Source organism: Nonomuraea sp. B12E4, assembly GCF_039871825.1.
In the GTDB taxonomy this organism is placed as follows: domain Bacteria; phylum Actinomycetota; class Actinomycetes; order Streptosporangiales; family Streptosporangiaceae; genus Nonomuraea.
The window spans coordinates 16744-34973 of the sequence record NZ_JBDPME010000003.1; the positions used below are offsets into that span (position 1 = coordinate 16744).

General features: G+C 72.2%; 15 protein-coding genes. 9 read left to right on the forward strand and 6 right to left on the reverse strand.

Translation table 11 applies throughout. The annotated features are described in order from the left end of the window. Positions 1 to 71 precede the first annotated feature (71 nt). Both ABGB18_RS08845 and ABGB18_RS08850 read right to left on the reverse strand, forming a co-directional pair. Positions 72 to 593 (reverse strand): glycosyl hydrolase family 28 protein, encoded by a 522-nt coding sequence (locus ABGB18_RS08845; protein ID WP_347695317.1) that lies wholly within the window; start codon positions 591 to 593, stop codon positions 72 to 74. A 335-nt stretch (positions 594 to 928) separates the two neighbouring features. After that, positions 929 to 1906 carry an aldo/keto reductase gene (locus tag ABGB18_RS08850; RefSeq protein WP_347694902.1) on the reverse strand — a complete coding sequence of 326 codons (978 nt, stop codon included), beginning with the start codon at positions 1904 to 1906 and terminating at the stop codon, positions 929 to 931. Positions 1907 to 2116: 210 nt separating this feature from the next. Here ABGB18_RS08850 and ABGB18_RS08855 point away from each other — a divergent pair, with 210 nt between their 5' ends. Beyond that, a complete protein-coding gene (locus tag ABGB18_RS08855; protein ID WP_347694903.1) occupies positions 2117 to 2593 on the forward strand; it encodes a GNAT family N-acetyltransferase in 477 nt (158 codons plus the stop codon). An 82-nt stretch (positions 2594 to 2675) separates the two neighbouring features. On the opposite strand, the gene ABGB18_RS08860 is transcribed toward ABGB18_RS08855, so the two are convergent. Further along, entirely contained in the window at positions 2676 to 2966 is a 291-nt protein-coding gene (locus ABGB18_RS08860; protein WP_347694904.1) for a hypothetical protein, read from the reverse strand. A 204-nt stretch (positions 2967 to 3170) separates the two neighbouring features. On the opposite strand from ABGB18_RS08860, the gene ABGB18_RS08865 reads away from it, so the two are divergent. The 7 genes from ABGB18_RS08865 to ABGB18_RS08895 all read left to right on the forward strand — a co-directional run bounded on the left by ABGB18_RS08865 (position 3171) and on the right by ABGB18_RS08895 (position 12527). Beyond that, entirely contained in the window at positions 3171 to 4481 is a 1311-nt protein-coding gene (locus ABGB18_RS08865) for an MFS transporter (RefSeq protein WP_347694905.1), read from the forward strand. Next, positions 4468 to 6519: a molybdopterin-dependent oxidoreductase gene (locus ABGB18_RS08870; RefSeq protein ID WP_347694906.1), complete on the forward strand. Its 2052-nt coding sequence runs from the start codon at positions 4468 to 4470 to the stop codon at positions 6517 to 6519. Before ABGB18_RS08865 ends, ABGB18_RS08870 begins: the two co-directional genes overlap by 14 nt. Continuing rightward, positions 6516 to 7910, forward strand: a complete 1395-nt coding sequence (locus ABGB18_RS08875; protein ID WP_347694907.1) for an FAD-dependent oxidoreductase — start codon at positions 6516 to 6518, stop codon at positions 7908 to 7910. The genes ABGB18_RS08870 and ABGB18_RS08875 overlap by 4 nt, the downstream gene beginning before the upstream one ends. Further along, positions 7907 to 10330 carry a nitrite reductase large subunit NirB gene (nirB, locus tag ABGB18_RS08880; RefSeq protein WP_347694908.1) on the forward strand — a complete coding sequence of 808 codons (2424 nt, stop codon included), beginning with the start codon at positions 7907 to 7909 and terminating at the stop codon, positions 10328 to 10330. The genes ABGB18_RS08875 and nirB overlap by 4 nt, the downstream gene beginning before the upstream one ends. Beyond that, complete coding sequence (nirD, locus tag ABGB18_RS08885) at positions 10327 to 10659, forward strand: nitrite reductase small subunit NirD (RefSeq protein WP_347694909.1); 333 nt, start codon at positions 10327 to 10329, stop codon at positions 10657 to 10659. The genes nirB and nirD overlap by 4 nt, the downstream gene beginning before the upstream one ends. Positions 10660 to 10994: 335 nt before the next feature. Then, positions 10995 to 11555: a nuclear transport factor 2 family protein gene (locus ABGB18_RS08890; RefSeq protein WP_347694910.1), complete on the forward strand. Its 561-nt coding sequence runs from the start codon at positions 10995 to 10997 to the stop codon at positions 11553 to 11555. Positions 11556 to 11753: 198 nt separating this feature from the next. Further along, a complete protein-coding gene (locus ABGB18_RS08895) occupies positions 11754 to 12527 on the forward strand; it encodes a hypothetical protein (RefSeq protein WP_347694911.1) in 774 nt (257 codons plus the stop codon). 19 nt (positions 12528 to 12546) lie between these two features. Here the strand turns inward: ABGB18_RS08895 and ABGB18_RS08900 are convergent, their stop codons facing one another. Together ABGB18_RS08900 and ABGB18_RS08905 are read right to left on the reverse strand one after the other, a co-directional pair. Next, the gene (locus ABGB18_RS08900) at positions 12547 to 13206 is read right to left on the reverse strand and encodes an FCD domain-containing protein (protein ID WP_347694912.1); all 660 of its coding nucleotides are present in this window, start codon (positions 13204 to 13206) and stop codon (positions 12547 to 12549) included. A 96-nt stretch (positions 13207 to 13302) separates the two neighbouring features. Next, positions 13303 to 14322: an ADP-ribosylglycohydrolase family protein gene (locus ABGB18_RS08905; RefSeq protein WP_347694913.1), complete on the reverse strand. Its 1020-nt coding sequence runs from the start codon at positions 14320 to 14322 to the stop codon at positions 13303 to 13305. Positions 14323 to 14396: 74 nt separating this feature from the next. On the opposite strand from ABGB18_RS08905, the gene ABGB18_RS08910 reads away from it, so the two are divergent. After that, positions 14397 to 16325: a Xaa-Pro dipeptidyl-peptidase gene (locus ABGB18_RS08910; protein ID WP_347694914.1), complete on the forward strand. Its 1929-nt coding sequence runs from the start codon at positions 14397 to 14399 to the stop codon at positions 16323 to 16325. A gap of 42 nt (positions 16326 to 16367) precedes the next feature. Here ABGB18_RS08910 and ABGB18_RS08915 read toward each other — a convergent pair whose 3' ends face one another. Beyond that, complete coding sequence (locus ABGB18_RS08915; RefSeq protein ID WP_347694915.1) at positions 16368 to 18215, reverse strand: hypothetical protein; 1848 nt, start codon at positions 18213 to 18215, stop codon at positions 16368 to 16370. Positions 18216 to 18230 lie beyond the last annotated feature (15 nt).

The window sequence follows — 18230 nt, forward strand, 5'->3', positions numbered from 1 at the left end:
GTCGCGTCCACGTGGACGCGACTCGTCAGCGCGACAATGATCGGACCGGACGGGTGGTGGTCAGGGCAGGATCAGCGGTTCGCCGTTGGCCAGGACGTTCTTGAGCAACCATGCCCGGGGCCCTCCTCGTAGTAGAAGTTGATGTCGATGACCGGCCCGCCGACCTGGCCGATCTCGATGTCCCTGGCGTAGACGCCCTCGATGAACCCGCCGCGCACCGAGTTCGTCTTGAACCGCAGCGCGATGTCGAGGTTGGGGCTGGACATCGTGCAGTCGCGGACGAAGACCTCACGCACGCCGCCGGACATCTCGCTGCCGATCGTCACGCCGCCGTGCCCGTCGCGGAAGGTGCAGTTCTCGATGAGGATGGACTCGCTGGGCACGTTCACCCGGCGGCCGTCGGCGTTGCGCCCCGACTTGATGGCGATGCAGTCGTCCCCGGTGTCGAACGTGCAGCCGCGGATCACCACCATCTGGCTGGACTCCGGGTTGCAGCCGTCGTTGTTGGGGCCGTGCGACTCGACGGTGACGTTCCGCACGAGCACGTTCCGCGACAGCGTCGGGTGGATCTCCCACATCGGCGAGTTGACGATGGTGACGCCCTCGGATCGCCGCCCTTCGGGGGGCCGGGCACGGCGTGTGCGGCTCCCGCGTGGACAACCGGGACGGCGGAGGCGGACATCGTCATGGCGCGCATGGCGTCGCGGCGGCTTAACATGGGCGGCTCCCTACAGCTCGGGAGTTTGGATCATATGCCAACCAGTTGCAGTGATCTAGGTGAGAAAGCCATGTCAGGGCTGGAAACAGGCTGCAAGCGGTTGCAGGATCACGGGATCGCGCGGGGCCGGCGGCGGGACGGGCGGGCGGGCGGCGCCGGTCGCCCGTTTCCGGGCAGGGCAAACGGGGGATCGGCGCCGCCGCCGGCCTGCTACCAGCGGTGGTGGATCTGCGGGCGGATCAGCTCGTCATAGACGGCCGCCACCTTCTCGGCGACATCACCGGCCAGTGGGGGCAGGGCGGCCGCGGCCGCGTTCGAGGTGGCCTGGGACGGGTTGCGCGCGCCGGGGATGGCGACCGAGACGCCCTCCTGGTCCAGGATCCAGCGCAGGGCGAACTGGGGCATGGTCATCCCCTCCGGCACCAGGGGAGCCAGCCGGCGGACCGCCTCCAGGCCGGTGGCGTAGTCGACGCCCGAGAAGGTCTCGCCGACGTCGAACGCCTCCCCCTTCCGGTTGAAGGAGCGGTGGTCGTCGTCGGCGAACGTCGTGTGCTCGTCGTACCGGCCGGAGAGCAGGCCGCTGGCCAGGGGGACGCGGGCGATGATGCCCACACCGGCCGCGCGGGCCGCCGGGAGGACCCGATCCAGGGGCTTGAGCCGGAACGCGTTGAGGATGATCTGCACGCTCGCCACCCCCGGGCGGGCGATGGCGGTCAGGGCCTCCTCGCACGTCTCCACGCTGACCCCGTACGCGGCGATCTTCTGCTCGGCCACGAGCGTGTCGAGGGCGTCGAAGACGGCGTCCGTCGAGAAGACCGGCGTCGGCGGGCAGTGGAGCTGGACCAGGTCGATGGTGTCCACGCCGAGGTTCTGGCGGGAGCGCTCGTTCCAGGCGCGGAAGTTGGACATCACGTAGTTCGACGGGACCTGCGCCACCCGGCGGCCCATCTTCGTGGCCACGGTGAGGCCGGAGCGGCCCTTGGCGAAGCGGCCGACGATCTGCTCGCTGCGCCCGTCACCGTAGACGTCGGCCGTGTCGATGAAGGTGACGCCCGCGTCCACGGCCGCCTGGAGGGTGGCGGCGGCCTCGTCCTCGCTCACCTGGCCCCAGTCGGCGCCGAGTTGCCAGGCGCCCAGGCCGACCACGCCGACCTGGCGTCCGGTACGTCCCAACACGCGGTGTTCCATGGGGGAGTCAACCTTCCTGTTCGCGAAAGAGATACCCGCACAGTGTCGCGGACGGAAGCGGGTGGTCGTGCACGCGGGTCCCGCCCAGGTCAGGCGGACCGTGCATGGACAGGTTTCCTCGTCGTCGGTGCCTGCGGCCCGCTCACCTGAGGTGTGACTCATTGGGCGGGGTTCAGATTGCGGTGAAACAGCATCGCTACGCTGTTGGCCATGATTCGTCCCGCCACACCCGACGACGTGCCCGCGATCCTCGACATGATCCGCGAGCTCGCCACGTACGAGAAGGCAGCGCACGAGGTGCGCGCGACCGAGGAGCACCTGCGCGCGGCGCTCTTCGGCGAGCACCCCGCCGCCTTCGCCCACCTCGCGGAGCAGGACGGCGAGGTGGTCGGGTTCACGCTGTGGTTCCTGACCTTCTCCACCTGGCGGGGCGTGCACGGCATCTACCTGGAGGACCTGTACGTCCGCCCGCGGCACCGCGGCGGCGGCCACGGCCTGGCCCTCATGAGGGAGCTGGCCGCGATCTGCGACCGGCGCGGATACCAGCGCCTGGAATGGGCGGTGCTCGACTGGAACGAGCCCAGCATCGGCTTCTACGAGAAGCTCGGCGCGGTGCGCCAGGACGAGTGGCTGAAATACCGGCTGACCGACGAGCCGCTCCAGCGCCTGGCGGGCCGCGAGGACTGAGCGGGCAGGGCCCGCGGGGGCTGGGCGGGGCACGCGGGTCACGCGGCGTGGCGTGACCCGCGCGACGGGCGCGTCAGGCGGGTCAGGCGCCCGCGCGTGCTCCGGCCCGCTGCCGCTCGGCCTTGTCGTACATGTTCATCCCGGGCTCTTCGAGGTCGGGATGGGTCTCCTCGATGCGCAGGGCCACTCCCAGCGCGACGAAGGTGGGTGCCCACTCGCCGATGAAGATCCCCCATCGGTCGGCCCGGTCGATGCCTTTCGCCTCAAGGCTGTTCGACATCAGCCAGGCCGCGACGGCCAGGCCGACCGACACCGCCCCCGCGGTGTACATGTGATCCGACCGGATGCCCATCTTGTGCAGCTTCTTGATCATGTTTCCCCCCCCTTGCTCTGGATGCAGTTACCCGGGAGGGTGCCCGATAAGCGATCATTTCCGGCATGTTTCCGGCGTGATACATGTGCGTGGCATGTTACCGCCGTGAATGACCCGTAACGAACGCACGGCCACGGACGGTCATTGTGCGTAACGCGCCCTTCCTACGTTGGTGCTTCCGGACGCCGAGCGTAGGAGAGGTCGATGGCGCGCTGGATCACCGAGTGGCACCCCGATGACCCCGCTTTCTGGGAGAGCTCCGGCAGGCGCGTGGCGCGCCGCAACCTGGTCTTCTCGATCGCGGCCGAGCACCTGGGCTTCACCGTGTGGACCTTGTGGAGCATCGTGGCGACCCGGATGGGGGCCTACGAGTTCACCACCGACCAGCTCTTCTGGCTGGTCGCGCTGCCGAACCTGATCGGGTCGGTGCTCCGGGTGCCCTACACGTTCGGCCCGGCCAGGTTCGGCGGGCGCAACTTCACCGTGGTCAGCGCGCTGCTGCTGCTCGTCCCCGCCGTGCTGCTGGGCGTGGCGGTGCGCGATCCCGGCACGCCGTACTGGCTGTTCCTGGTGATCGCGGCGCTGGCCGGGGTCGGCGGCGGGAACTTCGCCTCCAGCATGGCCAACATCACCTACTTCTACCCCCGCGCCAAGCAGGGGATCGCGCTGGGGCTGAACGCCGCGGGCGGCAACGTCGGCGTCTCCTCCGTCCAGCTCGTCATGCCGCTGGTGATCGGCTCGCTCGGGCTGGCGGCGGCCGGATGGTTCTGGATCCCGTTCATCGTCGTGGCCGCCGCCTGCGCCTGGTTCTTCATGGACAACCTGACCAGCGCCAGGGCCGACCCGCGCGAGCAACTCGCCGTGGCGGGGCGGGCGCAGACCTGGATCATGTCGTTTCTCTACATCGGCACGTTCGGCTCGTTCATCGGCTACTCGACGGCCTTCCCGCTGCTGAGCCACAGCCTGTTCCCCGGCTCGCCGTACGCGGCGGTGGCCTTCGCCGGGCCGCTGCTCGGGTCGCTGATCAGGCCGGTGGGCGGGTGGCTGGCCGACCGGCTCGGCGGCGCGCCGGTCACGCTGTGGACCTTCGCCGCGATGGGCGGCGGCGTGCTGCTGGTGTGGGCGGCGGCCGGCTCGGGCCGGTTCTGGCTGTTCTTCCTGGCCTTCCAGTTGCTGTTCCTGACCTCCGGCATCGGTAACGGCTCCACCTACCGCATGATCCCGGCCATCTTCCAGGCCAAGGCCGTGGCCGAGCGCGGCGCGGGCGAACAGGCCCTGCTGCACGGCAAGCGGCAGGCGGCGGCCGCCATCGGGATCATCTCGGCGGTCGGGGCGCTCGGCGGGTTCCTCATCAACCGGGCGTTCGGCATGGCGTTCGCCGCCGCCGGCACCCCGGCCCCCGCCTTCCTCGCCTTCGCCCTGTTCTACCTGGCCTGTTTCCTGCTGACCTGGTGGTGCTACACCCGCCGGGTCGGCGTGTCCGTCGTAGCGAGCCTCGCCCATGCCCGGGTCTGACGTGACGGCGACCCACTGCCCGTACTGCGCGCTGCAGTGCGGCATGGAGCTCGGTCCCGGGCCGGCCGTCAGCCCGCGGACCGACATCCCCGCCAACGCCCTGCGGCCGGCTGGGGGAGCGCTGTGCCAGAAGGGCTGGACGGCGGGCGAGCTGCTGGTCAACGGCGCGCGGCTGACCAGCCCGCTGCTCCACGGCGAGCCCGTGACGTGGGAGGTCGCGCTCGACCACGTGGCCGCCCGGCTGGCCGCCCTGCGCGCCGAGTACGGCCCGGACGCCGTCGCGGTGTTCGGCGGGGGCGGGCTGACCAACGAGAAGGCCTACCAGCTCGGCAAGTTCGCCAGGGTCGCGCTCGGCACCAGCCAGATCGACTACAACGGCCGCTTCTGCATGTCGTCGGCCGCCGCCGCGTCGATCCGGGCGTTCGGTCTGGACCGCGGGATGCCGTTCCCGATCACCGACCTCGACGCCGCCGACGTGGTGCTGCTGGCCGGTGCGAACGTGGCCGAGACGATGCCGCCGTTCGTGCGGCACCTGGACGGGCCGCGGCTGATCGTGATCGACCCGCGGCGCACCCAGACGGCCCGGCTGGCCTGGCTGCACCTGCAGCCGACGCCCGGCACGGACCTGGCGCTGGCGCTCGGGCTGCTGCACGTGGCCGTCGCGGACGAGCTGGTGGACGAGGTGTACGTGGCCGCCCGCACCACCGGGTTCGAGGACGTACGCACCTCGCTGGCCTCCTGGTGGCCCGAGCGGGTCGAGCGGATCACCGGGGTGCCCGTGCACCAGATGCGGCAGGCGGTCCGGGCGCTGGCCGCGGCCCGCAACGCGTACGTGCTGACCGGGCGCGGCGCCGAGCAGCACGCCAAGGGCACCGACACCGTCACCGCGTTCATCAACCTGGCGCTCGCGCTGGGCCTGCCCGGCCGGGCCGGCTCCGGATACGGGTGCCTGACCGGGCAGGGCAACGGCCAGGGCGGCAGGGAGCACGGGCAGAAGGCCGACCAGCTCCCGGGATACCGCAAGATCGACGACCCGGCGGCGCGGGAGCACGTCGCGGGTGTGTGGGGGATCCCGGCCGCCGACATCCCCGGGCCCGGGCGGTCGGCGTACGAGCTGCTGGACGCCCTCGGCACCCCGGACGGGCCCAGGGCGCTGCTGCTCTTCGGCTCCAACCCGGTCGTCTCCGCCCCCGGCTCCGAGCACGTCGCCGCCCGCCTCGGCGCCCTCGACCTGCTCGTGACCTGCGACTTCGTCATGTCCGAGACGGCCGCGCTGGCCGACGTGGTGTTCCCGGTGACGCAGTGGGCCGAGGAGACCGGCACCCTGACGAACCTGGAGGGCCGGGTGCTGCTCCGCCGCCGTGCCCTGGAGCCGCCCGCGGGCGTCAGGAGCGACCTGGAGGTCATCGCGGCCCTGGCCGGGCGGCTCGGGCACCGCTTCACCACGATGTTCGCCACCGAGCCCGCCGAGGTGTTCGACGAGCTGCGCCGGGCCAGCGCGGGCGGCCCCGCCGACTACTCCGGCATCACCTACGAGCGCATCGTGGCCGAGACCGGCGTGTTCTGGCCCTGCCCCGGGCCCGGGCACCCCGGCACGCCGCGCCCGTTCCTGGACTCCTTCGCCACTCCGGACGGCCGGGCCAGGTTCGTGCCCGTCCAGCACCGGCCCCCGGCCGAGGAGACCGACGCCGACTACCCCGTCCACCTGAGCACCGGACGGGTGCTGGCGCACTACCAGAGCGGCGCCCAGACCCGCAGGATCGCCCCGCTGGTCCGGGCCGCCCCGGAACCGTACGTGGAGCTGCACCCGGACCTCGCCGAGCAGCTCGGCATCGCCGCCGGCGACATGGTGCGGGTCAGCAGCAGGCGGGGCCAGAGCAAGGCCGTGGCCAGGATCAGCGACGCGATCAGGCGGGACACGGTGTTCATGCCCTTCCACTGGGAGGGCGCCAACCGGCTCACCAACCCGGCGCTCGACCCGGTGTCGAGGATGCCGGAGTTCAAGGTCTGCGCCGTCAGGGTGGAGAGGGACTCATGAGGCTTGTCGTCGTGGGGAACGGGATGGCCGGGTCGCGGCTGGTCACCGAGGTACGCGCGCGGGACCCGCACCTGCGGATCACCGTGTTCGGCGCGGAGACCGGCCAGCCGTACAACCGGGTGCTGCTGTCCAACGTGCTGGCCGGCAGCTCCCGGCCGGAGCAACTACGGCTGCTGGACGCCTCCTGGTACGCCGCGCACAACGTGGAGGCCGTCCTCGGCAGCGCCGTAGCCTGGATCGACCGGGACGCCAGGACCGTGGTGACCGAGGACGGGCGGCGCGAGCCGTACGACCTGCTGGTGCTGGCCACCGGCAGCGACGCGATCGTGCCGCCGATCCCCGGCGTGGAGCGGGCCGTCCCGTTCCGCACGCTCGGCGACTGCGAGCGCATCATCCGGGCGGCCGGGCGGGCGCGCCGGGCCGTGGTGGTCGGCGGCGGGCTGCTCGGTGTCGAGGCCGCCCGCGGCCTGGCCGGGCGCGGCCTGCCGGTCACCCTGCTGCACCTGGCCGGGCACCTGATGGAGCGCCAGCTCGACGTCGAGGCGGGCGAGGTGCTGGGCGAGACGCTGGCCGGGCTCGGCGTCGAGATCCGCACCGGCGTCAGCGCCGCCGGGGTGGAGGCGGACGGCGTCCGGCTGGCGGACGGTGAGCTGGTCGCGGCCGACCTGGTCGTGCTGGCCTGCGGCGTGCGCCCCGTCACCGGCCTGGCCGCGGCGGCCGGGCTGGAGGTGCGGCGCGGCGTGGTGGTGGACGACGAGCTGCGTACCGACGATCCCTCGATCTTCGCCATCGGCGAGTGCGCCGAGCACGACGGCACCGTGTACGGCCTGGTCGCCCCCGCCTGGGAGCAGGCCGTCGTGGCCGCGGACGTCATCACCGGCGGCAAGGCGCTCTACCGCGGCTCCCGGCTCGTCACCCGGCTCAAGGCCAGGAGCGTGGAGCTGGCCGCGATGGGCGAGACCCAGCTCACCGAGGAGCACGCCGAGGTGGTGCGGTTCAGCCACCGGGCCCGCGGCACCTACCGCAAGCTCGTCATCCGCGACGGCCGGCTGGTCGGCGCGATCCTGCTGGGCGAGAGCGACGCCGTGGGCACGCTCACCCAGCTCTTCGACCGCGGCGCGCCGGTGCCGGGCGACCGGGCGGGGCTGCTGTTCCCCGGGCTGTCGTCGGCGCCGGTGGCCGAAAGCCCGACGCTGATGCCGGACGCGGCCACGGTCTGCCGCTGCAACAACGTGACCAAGGGCCAGATCAGGGCGTGCTGGGAGGCGGGGGCCGGGGACGTGGCCGGGGTGGCGGCCGCGACCAGGGCCACGACCGGCTGCGGCACCTGCCGCGACGCCGTGGCGGGCATCATCGGCTGGCTGTGCGAACAGGAAGGGATTCCGGCATGAGGAACCTCGTCGTCGTCGGGTACGGCCCGGCGGCTCACCGGCTCGTCGAGACCCTCGTGGACAGGGGCTTCGACGGCCGGATCACCGTGATCGGGGAGGAGCCGCGCCCGGCCTACGACCGGGTGGCGCTGACCTCCTACCTGTCGGGCACCAGCGCGGAGGACCTCACCTACGCGGTGCCCCCGGGGGTCGTCACCAGGCTCGGCAGCCGGGTCACCGCGATCGACCGGGCCGCCGGGCAGGTGGTCACCACCACCGGCCGGGAGCCCTATGACGTGCTCGTGCTGGCCACCGGGTCGGCGCCGTTCGTGCCGCCGGTGCCCGGGGCCGAGCACGCCTTCGTCTACCGGACCATCGAGGACCTGGACGCGATCAGGGTGGCCGCCAAGGACGCCGCCGAAGGAGTCGTGGTCGGCGGCGGGCTGCTCGGCCTGGAGGCCGCCGACGCGCTGCGCTCGCTCGGGCTGAGGACGCACATCGTCGAGATGAGCCCCTGGCTGATGCCGCGGCAGGTGGACGAGGGCGGCGGCGCGGTGCTGAAGTCCCACATCGAGGGGCTCGGGCTGCGCGTGCACGCGGGCGCCGGCGTGGCGGAGGTCGTGCACGCCGGCGGCCGGGTCACCGGGCTGCGCAAGCCTGACGGAACGCTGCTGGACGCGCAGGTCGTGGTGTTCTCGGCGGGCATCAGGCCGCGTGACGAGCTGGCCAGGGCGGCGGGGCTGGCGGTGGGCGAGCGCGGCGGCGTCGTGGTGGACGCAGCGATGCGCACCTCGGACCCCGCCATCTACGCCGTCGGCGAGTGCGCGCTGGTCGAGGGCATGATCTACGGGCTGGTCGGGCCGTGCAACACGATGGCCGAGGTGGCCGCCGACCGGATCACCGGGGGCTCGGCGCGGTTCACCGGCGCGGACCTGTCCACGAAGCTCAAGCTGCTGGGCGTGGAGGTGGCGCAGTTCGGGGCGATGTCCGGGGCGCTCGACGTGACCTACATGGATCCGGTGGGCGGGGTCTACAAGAAGCTGTTCATCAGCGACGACGCGCGGACGCTGCTCGGCGGGATCTGCGTGGGAGACGCGGCCCCGTACGCGGCGCTGCGGCCCTTCGTCGGCAAGGAGTTGCCCGCCGCCCCGTCCGACCTGCTGTTCAGCGGGGCCGGGGCGGCACTGGACCTGCCCGACGAGGCGCAGGTGTGCTCGTGCAACAACGTGTGCGCGGGCGAGGTCCGCGCGGCCGTCGCCGACCGGGGCGTCACCGACGTGCCCGGGGTCAAGGCGTGCACCCGCGCCGGGACCACCTGCGGCAGTTGCGTGCCGCTGCTCAAGCAGTTGCTGGAGAAGTCGGGCGTCGAGGTCAGCAAGAGCCTGTGCGAGCACTTCGCGTACTCCCGGGCCGAGCTGTTCGACATCGTCCGGGTACGCGGCATCACGACGTTCTCCGAGCTGATCTCCCAGCACGGGCAGGGCCGGGGTTGCGACATCTGCAAGCCGGCGGTGGCCTCCATCCTGGCCTCGTTGCACAACGGGCACGTGCTCGACGGCGAGCGGGCCGCGCTGCAGGACACCAACGACCACTTCCTGGCCAACCTGCAGAAGAACGGCACCTACTCCGTCGTCCCGCGCATCCCGGGCGGCGAGATCACGCCGGACAAGCTGATCGTGATCGGCGAGGTGGCCCGCGACTTCGGCCTCTACACGAAGATCACCGGCGGGCAGCGCATCGACCTGTTCGGTGCCCGGGTCGAGCAGCTTCCGGAGATCTGGCGGCGGCTGGTGGCGGCCGGGTTCGAGTCGGGGCACGCGTACGGCAAGGCGCTGCGCACGGTGAAGTCCTGCGTCGGCTCGACCTGGTGCCGCTACGGCGTGCAGGACTCGGTCGGCCTGGCCATCGCGCTGGAGCTGCGTTACCGGGGTCTGCGCTCGCCGCACAAGCTCAAGTCCGCCGTCTCCGGCTGCGCCCGCGAGTGCGCGGAGGCCCGGTCGAAGGACTTCGGCGTCATCGCCACCGAGCAGGGCTGGAACCTGTACGTCGGCGGCAACGGCGGCTTCAAGCCCCGCCACGCCGACCTGCTGGCCACCGACCTCAGCACGGACGACCTGGTCAGGACCATCGACAGGTTCCTGATGTTCTACGTACGCACGGCCGACCGGCTGCAACGCACCGCCGCCTGGCTGGAGTCGCTGGACGGCGGCCTCGACTATCTCCGTGAGGTGATCATGAACGACGCGCTCGGCATCTGCGCCGACCTGGACGCGCAGATGGAGCAGCACGTCGCCACCTACGCCGACGAGTGGCGGGCCACGCTGGACGACCCCGAGAAGCTGAGCAGGTTCGTCAGCTTCGTGAACGCGCCCGGCGTGCCCGACCCGTCGATCGTGTTCGGCAGTGAGCGTGGCCAGATCAGGCCGGTGGTGGCCCGATGAGCTGGACACAGGTCTGCGACTACACGGTGATGCTGCCGGAACGCGGCGTGTGCGCGCTGGTCGACGGGGAGCAGGTGGCGCTGTTCCGCACCCACGACGGCGAGGTGTACGCGGTGGGCAACCGGGACCCGTTCAGCGGGGCGTACGTGCTGTCCCGCGGCATCGTCGGCACCAGGAAGGACGAGCCGACGGTCGCTTCGCCGCTGCACAAGCAGGTGTTCTCGCTGGTGTCCGGGGTGTGCCTGGACGAGGAGGCGGTGTCGGTGCCCGTCCATCGGGTGCGGGTCCGCGACGGGCTGGTGGAGGTGAGCCTCTCATCCAGGCTCTAGGTGCGCGGTTACACTCCGTTGTCCTTGGGGGGATAGACGTGGGGGCTCTGGTGCGCCGCCGGCAGCACACAGCGCCTCCCGCCCTCGACGTTGGCACAGCGTTCGGCGTCCTCACGCTGAGGCAGGGGCGCGGAATCGGGGGTTCGAGGCACGTGTTGGGACGCTATCCCCGGCGCTCCGCGCGCTGGTCTCGGGGCGGCAACGATCGCGGCTCTGAACGATCTCTCCAACAACAGTGAAATGTTACCGTGAGTAATACCCAGACCCGGTAAAGGCGTCGTGTGAAGTGCCTAAACCGCGCATTCGATCAAGTCCGCGGGGGGCATCAAGCGGCCATGAGCAAGATTTTTCAGCGCAAGGCGCTCCTGCTTGCCGCGATCGTTCCCGCCATCCTCGTCGCGGGCTGCGCCACCGGTAACCAGCAGGCGATGAAGGGGTCGGCGAGCCAGGCGTCGCCCACCGGCGAGGGCACCGTCGAGCCGGGCCAGACCGACATGTCCCCGGGCATGACGGAGACCGGCACCGCGTCACCGACGGCGACCGGCGTGGAAGGCGCGCGCACGGCCGTCGAGGGCTACTTCAAGGCGCTCAAGGCCGGGAACGTGGACAAGGTCGTCGACTCCTTCAGCGACAACGCGGTGGTCGAGCTGGGTGGGGAGGCCACCGCCAAGGGCACCCAGGCGATCCGGACCCTGTACCAGGGGCAGCTCCAGGGCAACAACGAGATGAAGCAGGTCACCTACACCATCGAGGACACCCGCGCGGCCGGCACCGAGGACGCCATCGTCCGGGCGACCAGCAAGATGGGCGAGGAGAGCTACCGCGAGCTGTTCGTCCTCATGAAGGACGGCGGCCAGTGGAAGATCTCGGAGCTCATGAACAACCAGGGTTCCTGAGAGGTCTTCCGCGGGCACGCGGCGCCGTGAGGCGGCCCGGGTGCCCTGGAGGGGGCGGAGCCGAGGCGGGGGTCAAGGCCGTGGGAGCGGCCGGCGCCGTCGCCCGGCTCGTCAGCGCGCGGCGCGCCGCACCGGAGAATGCCGCATTTTCTGGAACCCATGCGGGACCCGCGGTGTATCAACACCGGAGGTGGTCCCGTGAAGAGGATCCTGGCCGTACTGGCCACCGCGTTGGCGACTGTGGCGGCGCTGGTCGCCGGGGGTGTTCCGGCTGCCGCGACGGGCAACTGGGCGGTGACCTACCTGGATCCGCCGCCGCCGGCGTTCGAGGGCGGGAAGTCGTACGCGCTGGGGTTCTGGGTGCTCCAGCACGGGTCCCACCCGTACGAGGGGGATCTCGGCCGTGTCGGCCTGCGGCTCACCCGGGAGGACGGGAAGCGCCTGATGTTCGACGGCACGGCCCTGCCGGAGGCCGGCCACTACGCCACGTCGGTGGTCGTGCCCGGCGGGGTGTGGAAGGTGGAGGGCATCCAGGGCGTCTTCATGCCGTACGAGGTGGGCACGCTCACCGTCCCCGGCGCCCTCAAGGTCAACCCGGTGCCTCCGGACATCGTCCTCGGCCTCCCGGCCGACGGGCAGGACTTCTGGGGTGCCGTGCGCCCGCCGGGGTTCCCACCGGGTAAGACGCCCGTCACCGCGGCCGGGACGACCCCGGCCGCGTCGCCGGCTCAGGTAGAGGCTCAGGGGCAGCCGGTCCAGGGCCAGGCGTCCGCGCCCCCGGCGAGGGCTGCGACCGGCGGCGCGGCGGGGGACTCCGGCGGGGTCCCGGCGTACACGCTGCTGATCGCCGTGGCCGGGGGCGCGCTGCTCGCGGCGGCGGCCCTGCGGTTGCCGCCCCTGCTGCGCAGGGGGACCGACGAGCCCGATCCGCCGGCGGACGAGTCCGTGGAAACGATCGTCATCTCGCGGTAGGCGACCTGGCTTCCCGGCTTCAGGACTCGAACTTCTGCTGGTCCAGGATGGCGACGGACACCGCGACCGCGCGGGCCGCGTCGCCGTCCTCGATCGCGCGCAGCAGGTCCTCGTGCGAGCTGTCCGGGGTCAGGGCCGCCTGCTCCTGGTCGCGTACGGCGTCGCGCAGGGCGTCGCTCATGCTGCGGTAGAGGTCGCCGAGCAGCGGATTGTGCGCCGCGTCGGCGACCAGCAGGTGGAAGTCGACGTCGGCGTCGGCGAACCCGTCGAGGTCGCCCGCCCGGCTCGCGGCGTCGCGGCGTGCCAGCGTCTCCCGTATGGCCGCCAGGTCCTCCTCGGTGCGCCGGGCCGCCGCCAGCCGGGCGGCCACCAGGTCGAGCCCGCGGCGCACGTCGACGATGTCCATGGCGGCGGCCGTGTCGAGCCTCCTGCGCAGGGCGACCCGGGACTCGTCGGTGGCGGTCACGTAGGTGCCGTCGCCCTGCCGGGTGTGCAGCAGGCCGGCGTGCGCCAGGACGCGCACCGCCTCCCGCACGGACAGCCTGCTCATGCCCAGGCTCTCGGCGAGCCGGCTCTCCGACGGGATCTTCGTGCCGACCGGCCACACCCCGTTGCTGATCTCCCGGCGGAGCTCGTCGATGGCGGAGTCAACGAGCGAGGTCCGAGCGACGTTTCGCATGCACCCTCTTCTCATCGGCTGGAGGAGATCCACCCTAGACGCTGCGGCCCCTCCGGCCGGCGGCCACGCCGGGAACGCGGCACGTAACGATGCGATCTACGCGGCCAGTTCGGCGGCCAGGCGTTCGATCGTCTCGCGGCCCTCCAGCGGCCGCAGCCAGGCGGCGGGCAGGGCGGTGGCGCCGTGCAGGGTGCCCAGGAGGTTGCCGCACACCGAGCCGGTCGAGTCGCTGTCGCCGGAATGGTTCACCGACAGCAGCAGCGCGCGCTCGACGGAGGGCTCGGCCAGGGCGCAGTAGACACCGATGGCCAGCGCCTCCTCGGCCACCCAGGCGCCGCCGAGGGACTCCACCCGCTCCGGCGTGGGCGGGCCGTCCGCCGCCAGCCGCACGGCGGCGTCCAGGGCGGTGGCGGTCTCCTCGTGCGCCGGGTAGGCGGTCAGAAGCTCCAGGGCGTGCAGGACGGCGGGTTCCAGCTCCGTGCCGGTCATCAGGCGGGCGACGACGGCTGCGAACGCCCCGGCGGCCAGGGAGCCGGTCGGGTGCCCGTGCGTGATCTGCGCGCAGGCCGCCGCCGCCTCGAACGCCGCCCGCGCGTCCGTCGTCACCAGGCCGAACGGCGCCGAGCGCATCACCGTGCCGCAGCCCTTCGAGTCCGGGTTCACCGGCCCAGGCCGGCCCAGCGGCGCCGGTCCGGGGAACGACTGGCGCAGCCCCGACAGGCACGCGTTGCCCGGCGCCCGCAGCGAGTACAACCAGCCCTCCTCGCGCAGGCGGCCCGTGCGGTGGGGGCGGTCGGCGGGTGGGGGAGTGCGGTGCTCCTGGGTGTCGAGCCAGCGCAGGTACGCCTCCCGCACCGCCGCCGTCGTCCCGCCCGCCCGCGCGGTGGTTTGGCCGGTACGCATGGTGAGCAGACCCTCCAGAGTGAACAGAGTCATCTGGGTGTCGTCAGTGACCAGGGCGCTCGTGCCCCGCCACGTCGCGGCGTATCCGGTGACGCCGTCCTCGCCGTGATCGCGGCGGATCTGCCGCAGTGACAGAAACTCGATCGGCGCGCCCAGGGCGTCGCCGATCGCGCCGCCAAGGAGGCAGCCCCGGACTCGGTCGAGAACATCCATGAGTGGGATCTTGCCAGCTCCCGGACCGTCTGAGAGATTTCGTCTAATTTAGGGATAAATCACGGAGGTCACGCGTGTCACAATTACGCCCGACCCTTATCGCCATCGCCCTCACCCTGGCGGTGGCGACCCCGGCCCAGGCGGCAGTGGCCGCCGGACCGGGCATCACCGTCGAGAACGGCCGGACGCAGCCGGTCTTCTCGTACGCGGACGCCGTCCGCGAGCACGTGTACGTCGAGTCCACCGTGGACAGCGACCTCGACGGCAAGCTCGACCGGGTACGTGTGGACATCATCAGGCCCAAGGAGTCCGGCCCGGGACTCAGGGTGCCGGTGATCATTGACGAGAGCCCGTACTACGACAACTCGGGCCGTGGCAACGAGTCGGAGCGCAAGGCTTACGATGAAGCCGGAAATGTCACGAAATTTCCGCTCTTCTATGACAACTACTTCGTCCCCCGCGGCTACGCCGTCCTCAACGTGGACATGCTGGGCACCACCAGGTCCGACGGCTGCCCGGACATGGGCGGCAAGGCCGACGTGCTGGGCGGCAAGGCCGTCATCGACTGGCTGAACGGCCGCGCCAAGGCGTACAAGTCGGACGGCACCCCGGCCGTGGCCGACTGGACCACCGGCAAGTCCGCCATGATCGGCAAGTCGTACGACGGCACCCTCGCCAACGCCGTGGCCGCCACCGGCGTGAAGGGCCTGGAGACCATCGTCCCGATCTCGGCGATCAGCTCCTGGTACAAGTACCAGCGCTCCAACGGCGTGATCTACAACTACGACTACGTCCGCTACCTGACCAACGCCGTGGACACCGACCCCGACGCCAAGTGCCAGCAGGTACGCGACGGGCTGCACGCCGAGGACGGCGACGACACCGGTGACCACAACCGGTTCTGGGCCGAGCGCGACTACATCGCCGGCCTGCTCGGCGACGTCTCCAAGGTCCGGGCCAGCGTCTTCGTCGTCCACACCGTCAACGACCTCAACGTCAAGCCGGACAACTTCTCCACCTGGTGGAAGGAGCTGGCCGACCGTCACGTGCCGCGCAAGATCTGGGTCGGCCAGACCCAGCACGTGGACCCGTTCGACTTCGAAGGCCGCCGGGACCTGTGGGTGGACACCCTGCACCGCTGGTTCGACCACTGGCTGCACGGCGTGCGCAACGGGATCACGCAAGAGCCGCGCGCCGACGTCGAGATCGGCCCCGCGCAGTGGATCACCCAGCGCGACTGGCCGGCGCCGTTCGCCCTCAAGGCGTCGCTGCGGCCCGCGTCCGACGGCTCGCTCGGCCTCAAGCCCGCGAAGAAGAACAGCACCGCCTCCTTCACCGACGTGAACATGAGCGAGAACGACATGGTGGCCGACGTCGGCACGGCCGACCCGGGCCGGGTGGCGTTCACCACGGGCGCGCTCCCGCTCGACCTGCGCCTGTCCGGCACGCCCACCGCCGACCTGCGGGTCAAGCTGGACAAACCCACCTCCAACCTGACCGCCCTGCTCGTCGACTTCGGCGAGGCCACCCGCGTCGACTGGCGGCGCGGCCAGGGCATCACCACGCTCACCGAGGAGGACTGCCACGGGGAGAGCACCGCGGCCGACGACGGCTGCTACCGCAAGGTCGTCACCAACGTGGCCACCCGCCCGCTGGAAGTCGTCGCCCGCGGCTGGATCGACGTACAGAACCGTGACTCGCTGACCCGGGCCAAGCCGCTGCCGGTGGGCACGTACGGCACGGTCAAGTGGCTGACGCTGCCGCAGGACTACACCTTCAGGAAGGGGCACCGGATCGGCCTGGTGATCGCGGGCACCGACTCCACCTACAGCGACGAGACCGGCACCGGCGCCAACGTGACCGTCGACCTGGCCAAGTCCAGCGTCACGCTCCCGTTCGTGCTCGGCACGCCGCTGGCCGACGTGCCGAAGGACACCGCCAGGTTCCACGGCCCCGACCAGGTCGAGCTGCCCGAGCCCGAGCCCGGGTTCCACTTCTTCTAAACCGTCCGACCGGCCTTGGGCCCCGCGCGGGCCCGAGGCCGCCTACCCGCACTCGCTCCGGTGCCGCGAGTCGGGCACCCGCGAGCTCCCGTCCTCGTCGAGGGGCACCGCCCAGGACACGTTCATGGTCAGGGTGCCCTCGGCGAGGGTGGTCCCGCCGGTGCGCCTGCCGTCGCCGGTGGTCCGGCCGGTCCAGCGCAGGGTGATCCGCCCGCGCTCCACGCGCGTGTCACACCCGCTCCGGGGGACGGGCGCGGTCACCCTGAAGGTCGTGCCGGACACCGCGATGCCGTTCGTGGTGGTGGCCGAGACGATCTCGCAGTGGCCCGTGCACGACAACGAGAACGACCCGGTACGCTCCGCGCCCAGCCATGCCGACGCCGGTGACAACCGCGCTACCGGCGCCGCCGGCCGCGGCAGCTCGACCTTCTTGGCCACCCGCTCGATGCCGGACCCGGCGGCGGCCGTCACCCCGGCCACCCAGCGCGACGGCTCCCGCGCCCGGTCGGCGCTCTCCACGGCGCTCTCTACGGCGGCCGCCTTGGTGATCGCGGCCGGCTGCTCGCGGGCGTTCATGATGGCCCAGATCAGGCCCGCCAGCAGCAGCCCCACGCCGACGATCAGCCCGAGCCTGGCCACGGTCCTGATCGGCGCCCCGGCCTCGGGGTCGTCCTCGTCGGGCCGGTCGCGCCAGAACTCCTGGACGCCGTCGGCGCCGTTCGCGCCGTTCGCGCCGTCCGTGCCGGACCGCCGGTCCAGGCCGGTCAGGGGGATACCGCCGTAGCGGATGATCGCCCCGGTGCTGTGCGTACCGTTGCTCTCGCCTGTGAGGGCGGCGCTGTAGACGAGCTTGTCGCCGTAGGCGCCGGGGCTCGAGGCGCGCAGGGCCCGCGTCCGGCTCGGCGGGGCGAACGGGTGCCGCCCGCGGATCGCCGGAGCCGCGAGAGGTTGCTGGTCGCCGCCGCCCGCGGGACGCTCCCGGCCGGCCGTGGGACGCTCCTGGTCCGCCGTGGCGGGAAGCTCCTGGTCGGCGGCAGCCGCGCCCGCCGCCGACCAGGGCTTTCCCGAGGTCGCCGTCGTGGGGTCGGCGACCTGGGCGGACGGCGTGACGTCGGCGACCGGCGGGACGGGAGCCGGACCCGTCTCCACCAGTGTGCGTGCCTGCACCGGGAAGCCGTCCGCCCGCCAGAGGGGTCCCTCTCCGGGCAGCGGCTGCGCCGACGTCAGCCGGTTGGGAAGCGTGCCGGGCAGCGCCGTGATCGGCAGGCGGCGCAGCAGCGTGCCCGCCGTCATCGTCCTGGGCGCCGCCCGGCAGGTCGGGCAGGAGTGGATGTGACGGCCGATCCTGGCCCTGGCGCGCCTGCCGGGGGCCCGGACCCACTCCGCCACCCGGGCCATCAGGTCGGGGCACCCGTCGCGGCCGCGCGCGGCGATGACCGCGGCGAACCACTCCTCCAGGGCGGCCGCGGCCCCGGCCACGATGGAGCGCACCTCGGCTGTGCTCAACCCGAAGATCGCGGCCAGCTCGGCGTCGGCCAGGCCGTGCCGCTGGGACAGGTCGAGCAGCTCCCGCTGCGGGCGCTCCAGCGACAGCAGCGCCTCGGGCAGCAGCTCCGACATGCGGCCGGGGCGCGACCACGAGCCGATGCTCGCGGGCTTGGCGACGACCGCCCGGTGCGCCCTGGCCACCCCGTACAGCCAGGCTCGCCGCAGGGCGGGATCCAGCATGCGTTCCGCGTACAGGTGCGCCGTGAGCATGGCGCCGGCGACCGCCTGCTCGGCGTCGCCGGCGGAGAGCTCGGTGCGGCAGTAGTCGTAGAGGCGGGCTCCGTGCTGGTCGCACAGGCCGCGTACGGCCTGGCGCGCGTCATCGGACAGGGTTCGCCACATCTCGCCTCACACCTC

Bases quoted from the DNA above. Each gene is read 5' to 3' on its own strand.
- ABGB18_RS08850 (WP_347694902.1), bottom strand. From the start codon at position 1,906: ATGGAACACCGCGTGTTGGGACGTACCGGACGCCAGGTCGGCGTGGTC.
- ABGB18_RS08855 (WP_347694903.1), top strand. From the start codon at position 2,117: ATGATTCGTCCCGCCACACCCGACGACGTGCCCGCGATCCTCGACATG.
- ABGB18_RS08860 (WP_347694904.1), bottom strand. From the start codon at position 2,966: ATGATCAAGAAGCTGCACAAGATGGGCATCCGGTCGGATCACATGTAC.
- ABGB18_RS08865 (WP_347694905.1), top strand. From the start codon at position 3,171: ATGGCGCGCTGGATCACCGAGTGGCACCCCGATGACCCCGCTTTCTGG.
- ABGB18_RS08870 (WP_347694906.1), top strand. From the start codon at position 4,468: ATGCCCGGGTCTGACGTGACGGCGACCCACTGCCCGTACTGCGCGCTG.
- ABGB18_RS08875 (WP_347694907.1), top strand. From the start codon at position 6,516: ATGAGGCTTGTCGTCGTGGGGAACGGGATGGCCGGGTCGCGGCTGGTC.
- nirB (WP_347694908.1), top strand. From the start codon at position 7,907: ATGAGGAACCTCGTCGTCGTCGGGTACGGCCCGGCGGCTCACCGGCTC.
- nirD (WP_347694909.1), top strand. From the start codon at position 10,327: ATGAGCTGGACACAGGTCTGCGACTACACGGTGATGCTGCCGGAACGC.
- ABGB18_RS08890 (WP_347694910.1), top strand. From the start codon at position 10,995: ATGAGCAAGATTTTTCAGCGCAAGGCGCTCCTGCTTGCCGCGATCGTT.
- ABGB18_RS08900 (WP_347694912.1), bottom strand. From the start codon at position 13,206: ATGCGAAACGTCGCTCGGACCTCGCTCGTTGACTCCGCCATCGACGAG.
- ABGB18_RS08905 (WP_347694913.1), bottom strand. From the start codon at position 14,322: ATGGATGTTCTCGACCGAGTCCGGGGCTGCCTCCTTGGCGGCGCGATC.
- ABGB18_RS08915 (WP_347694915.1), bottom strand. From the start codon at position 18,215: ATGTGGCGAACCCTGTCCGATGACGCGCGCCAGGCCGTACGCGGCCTG.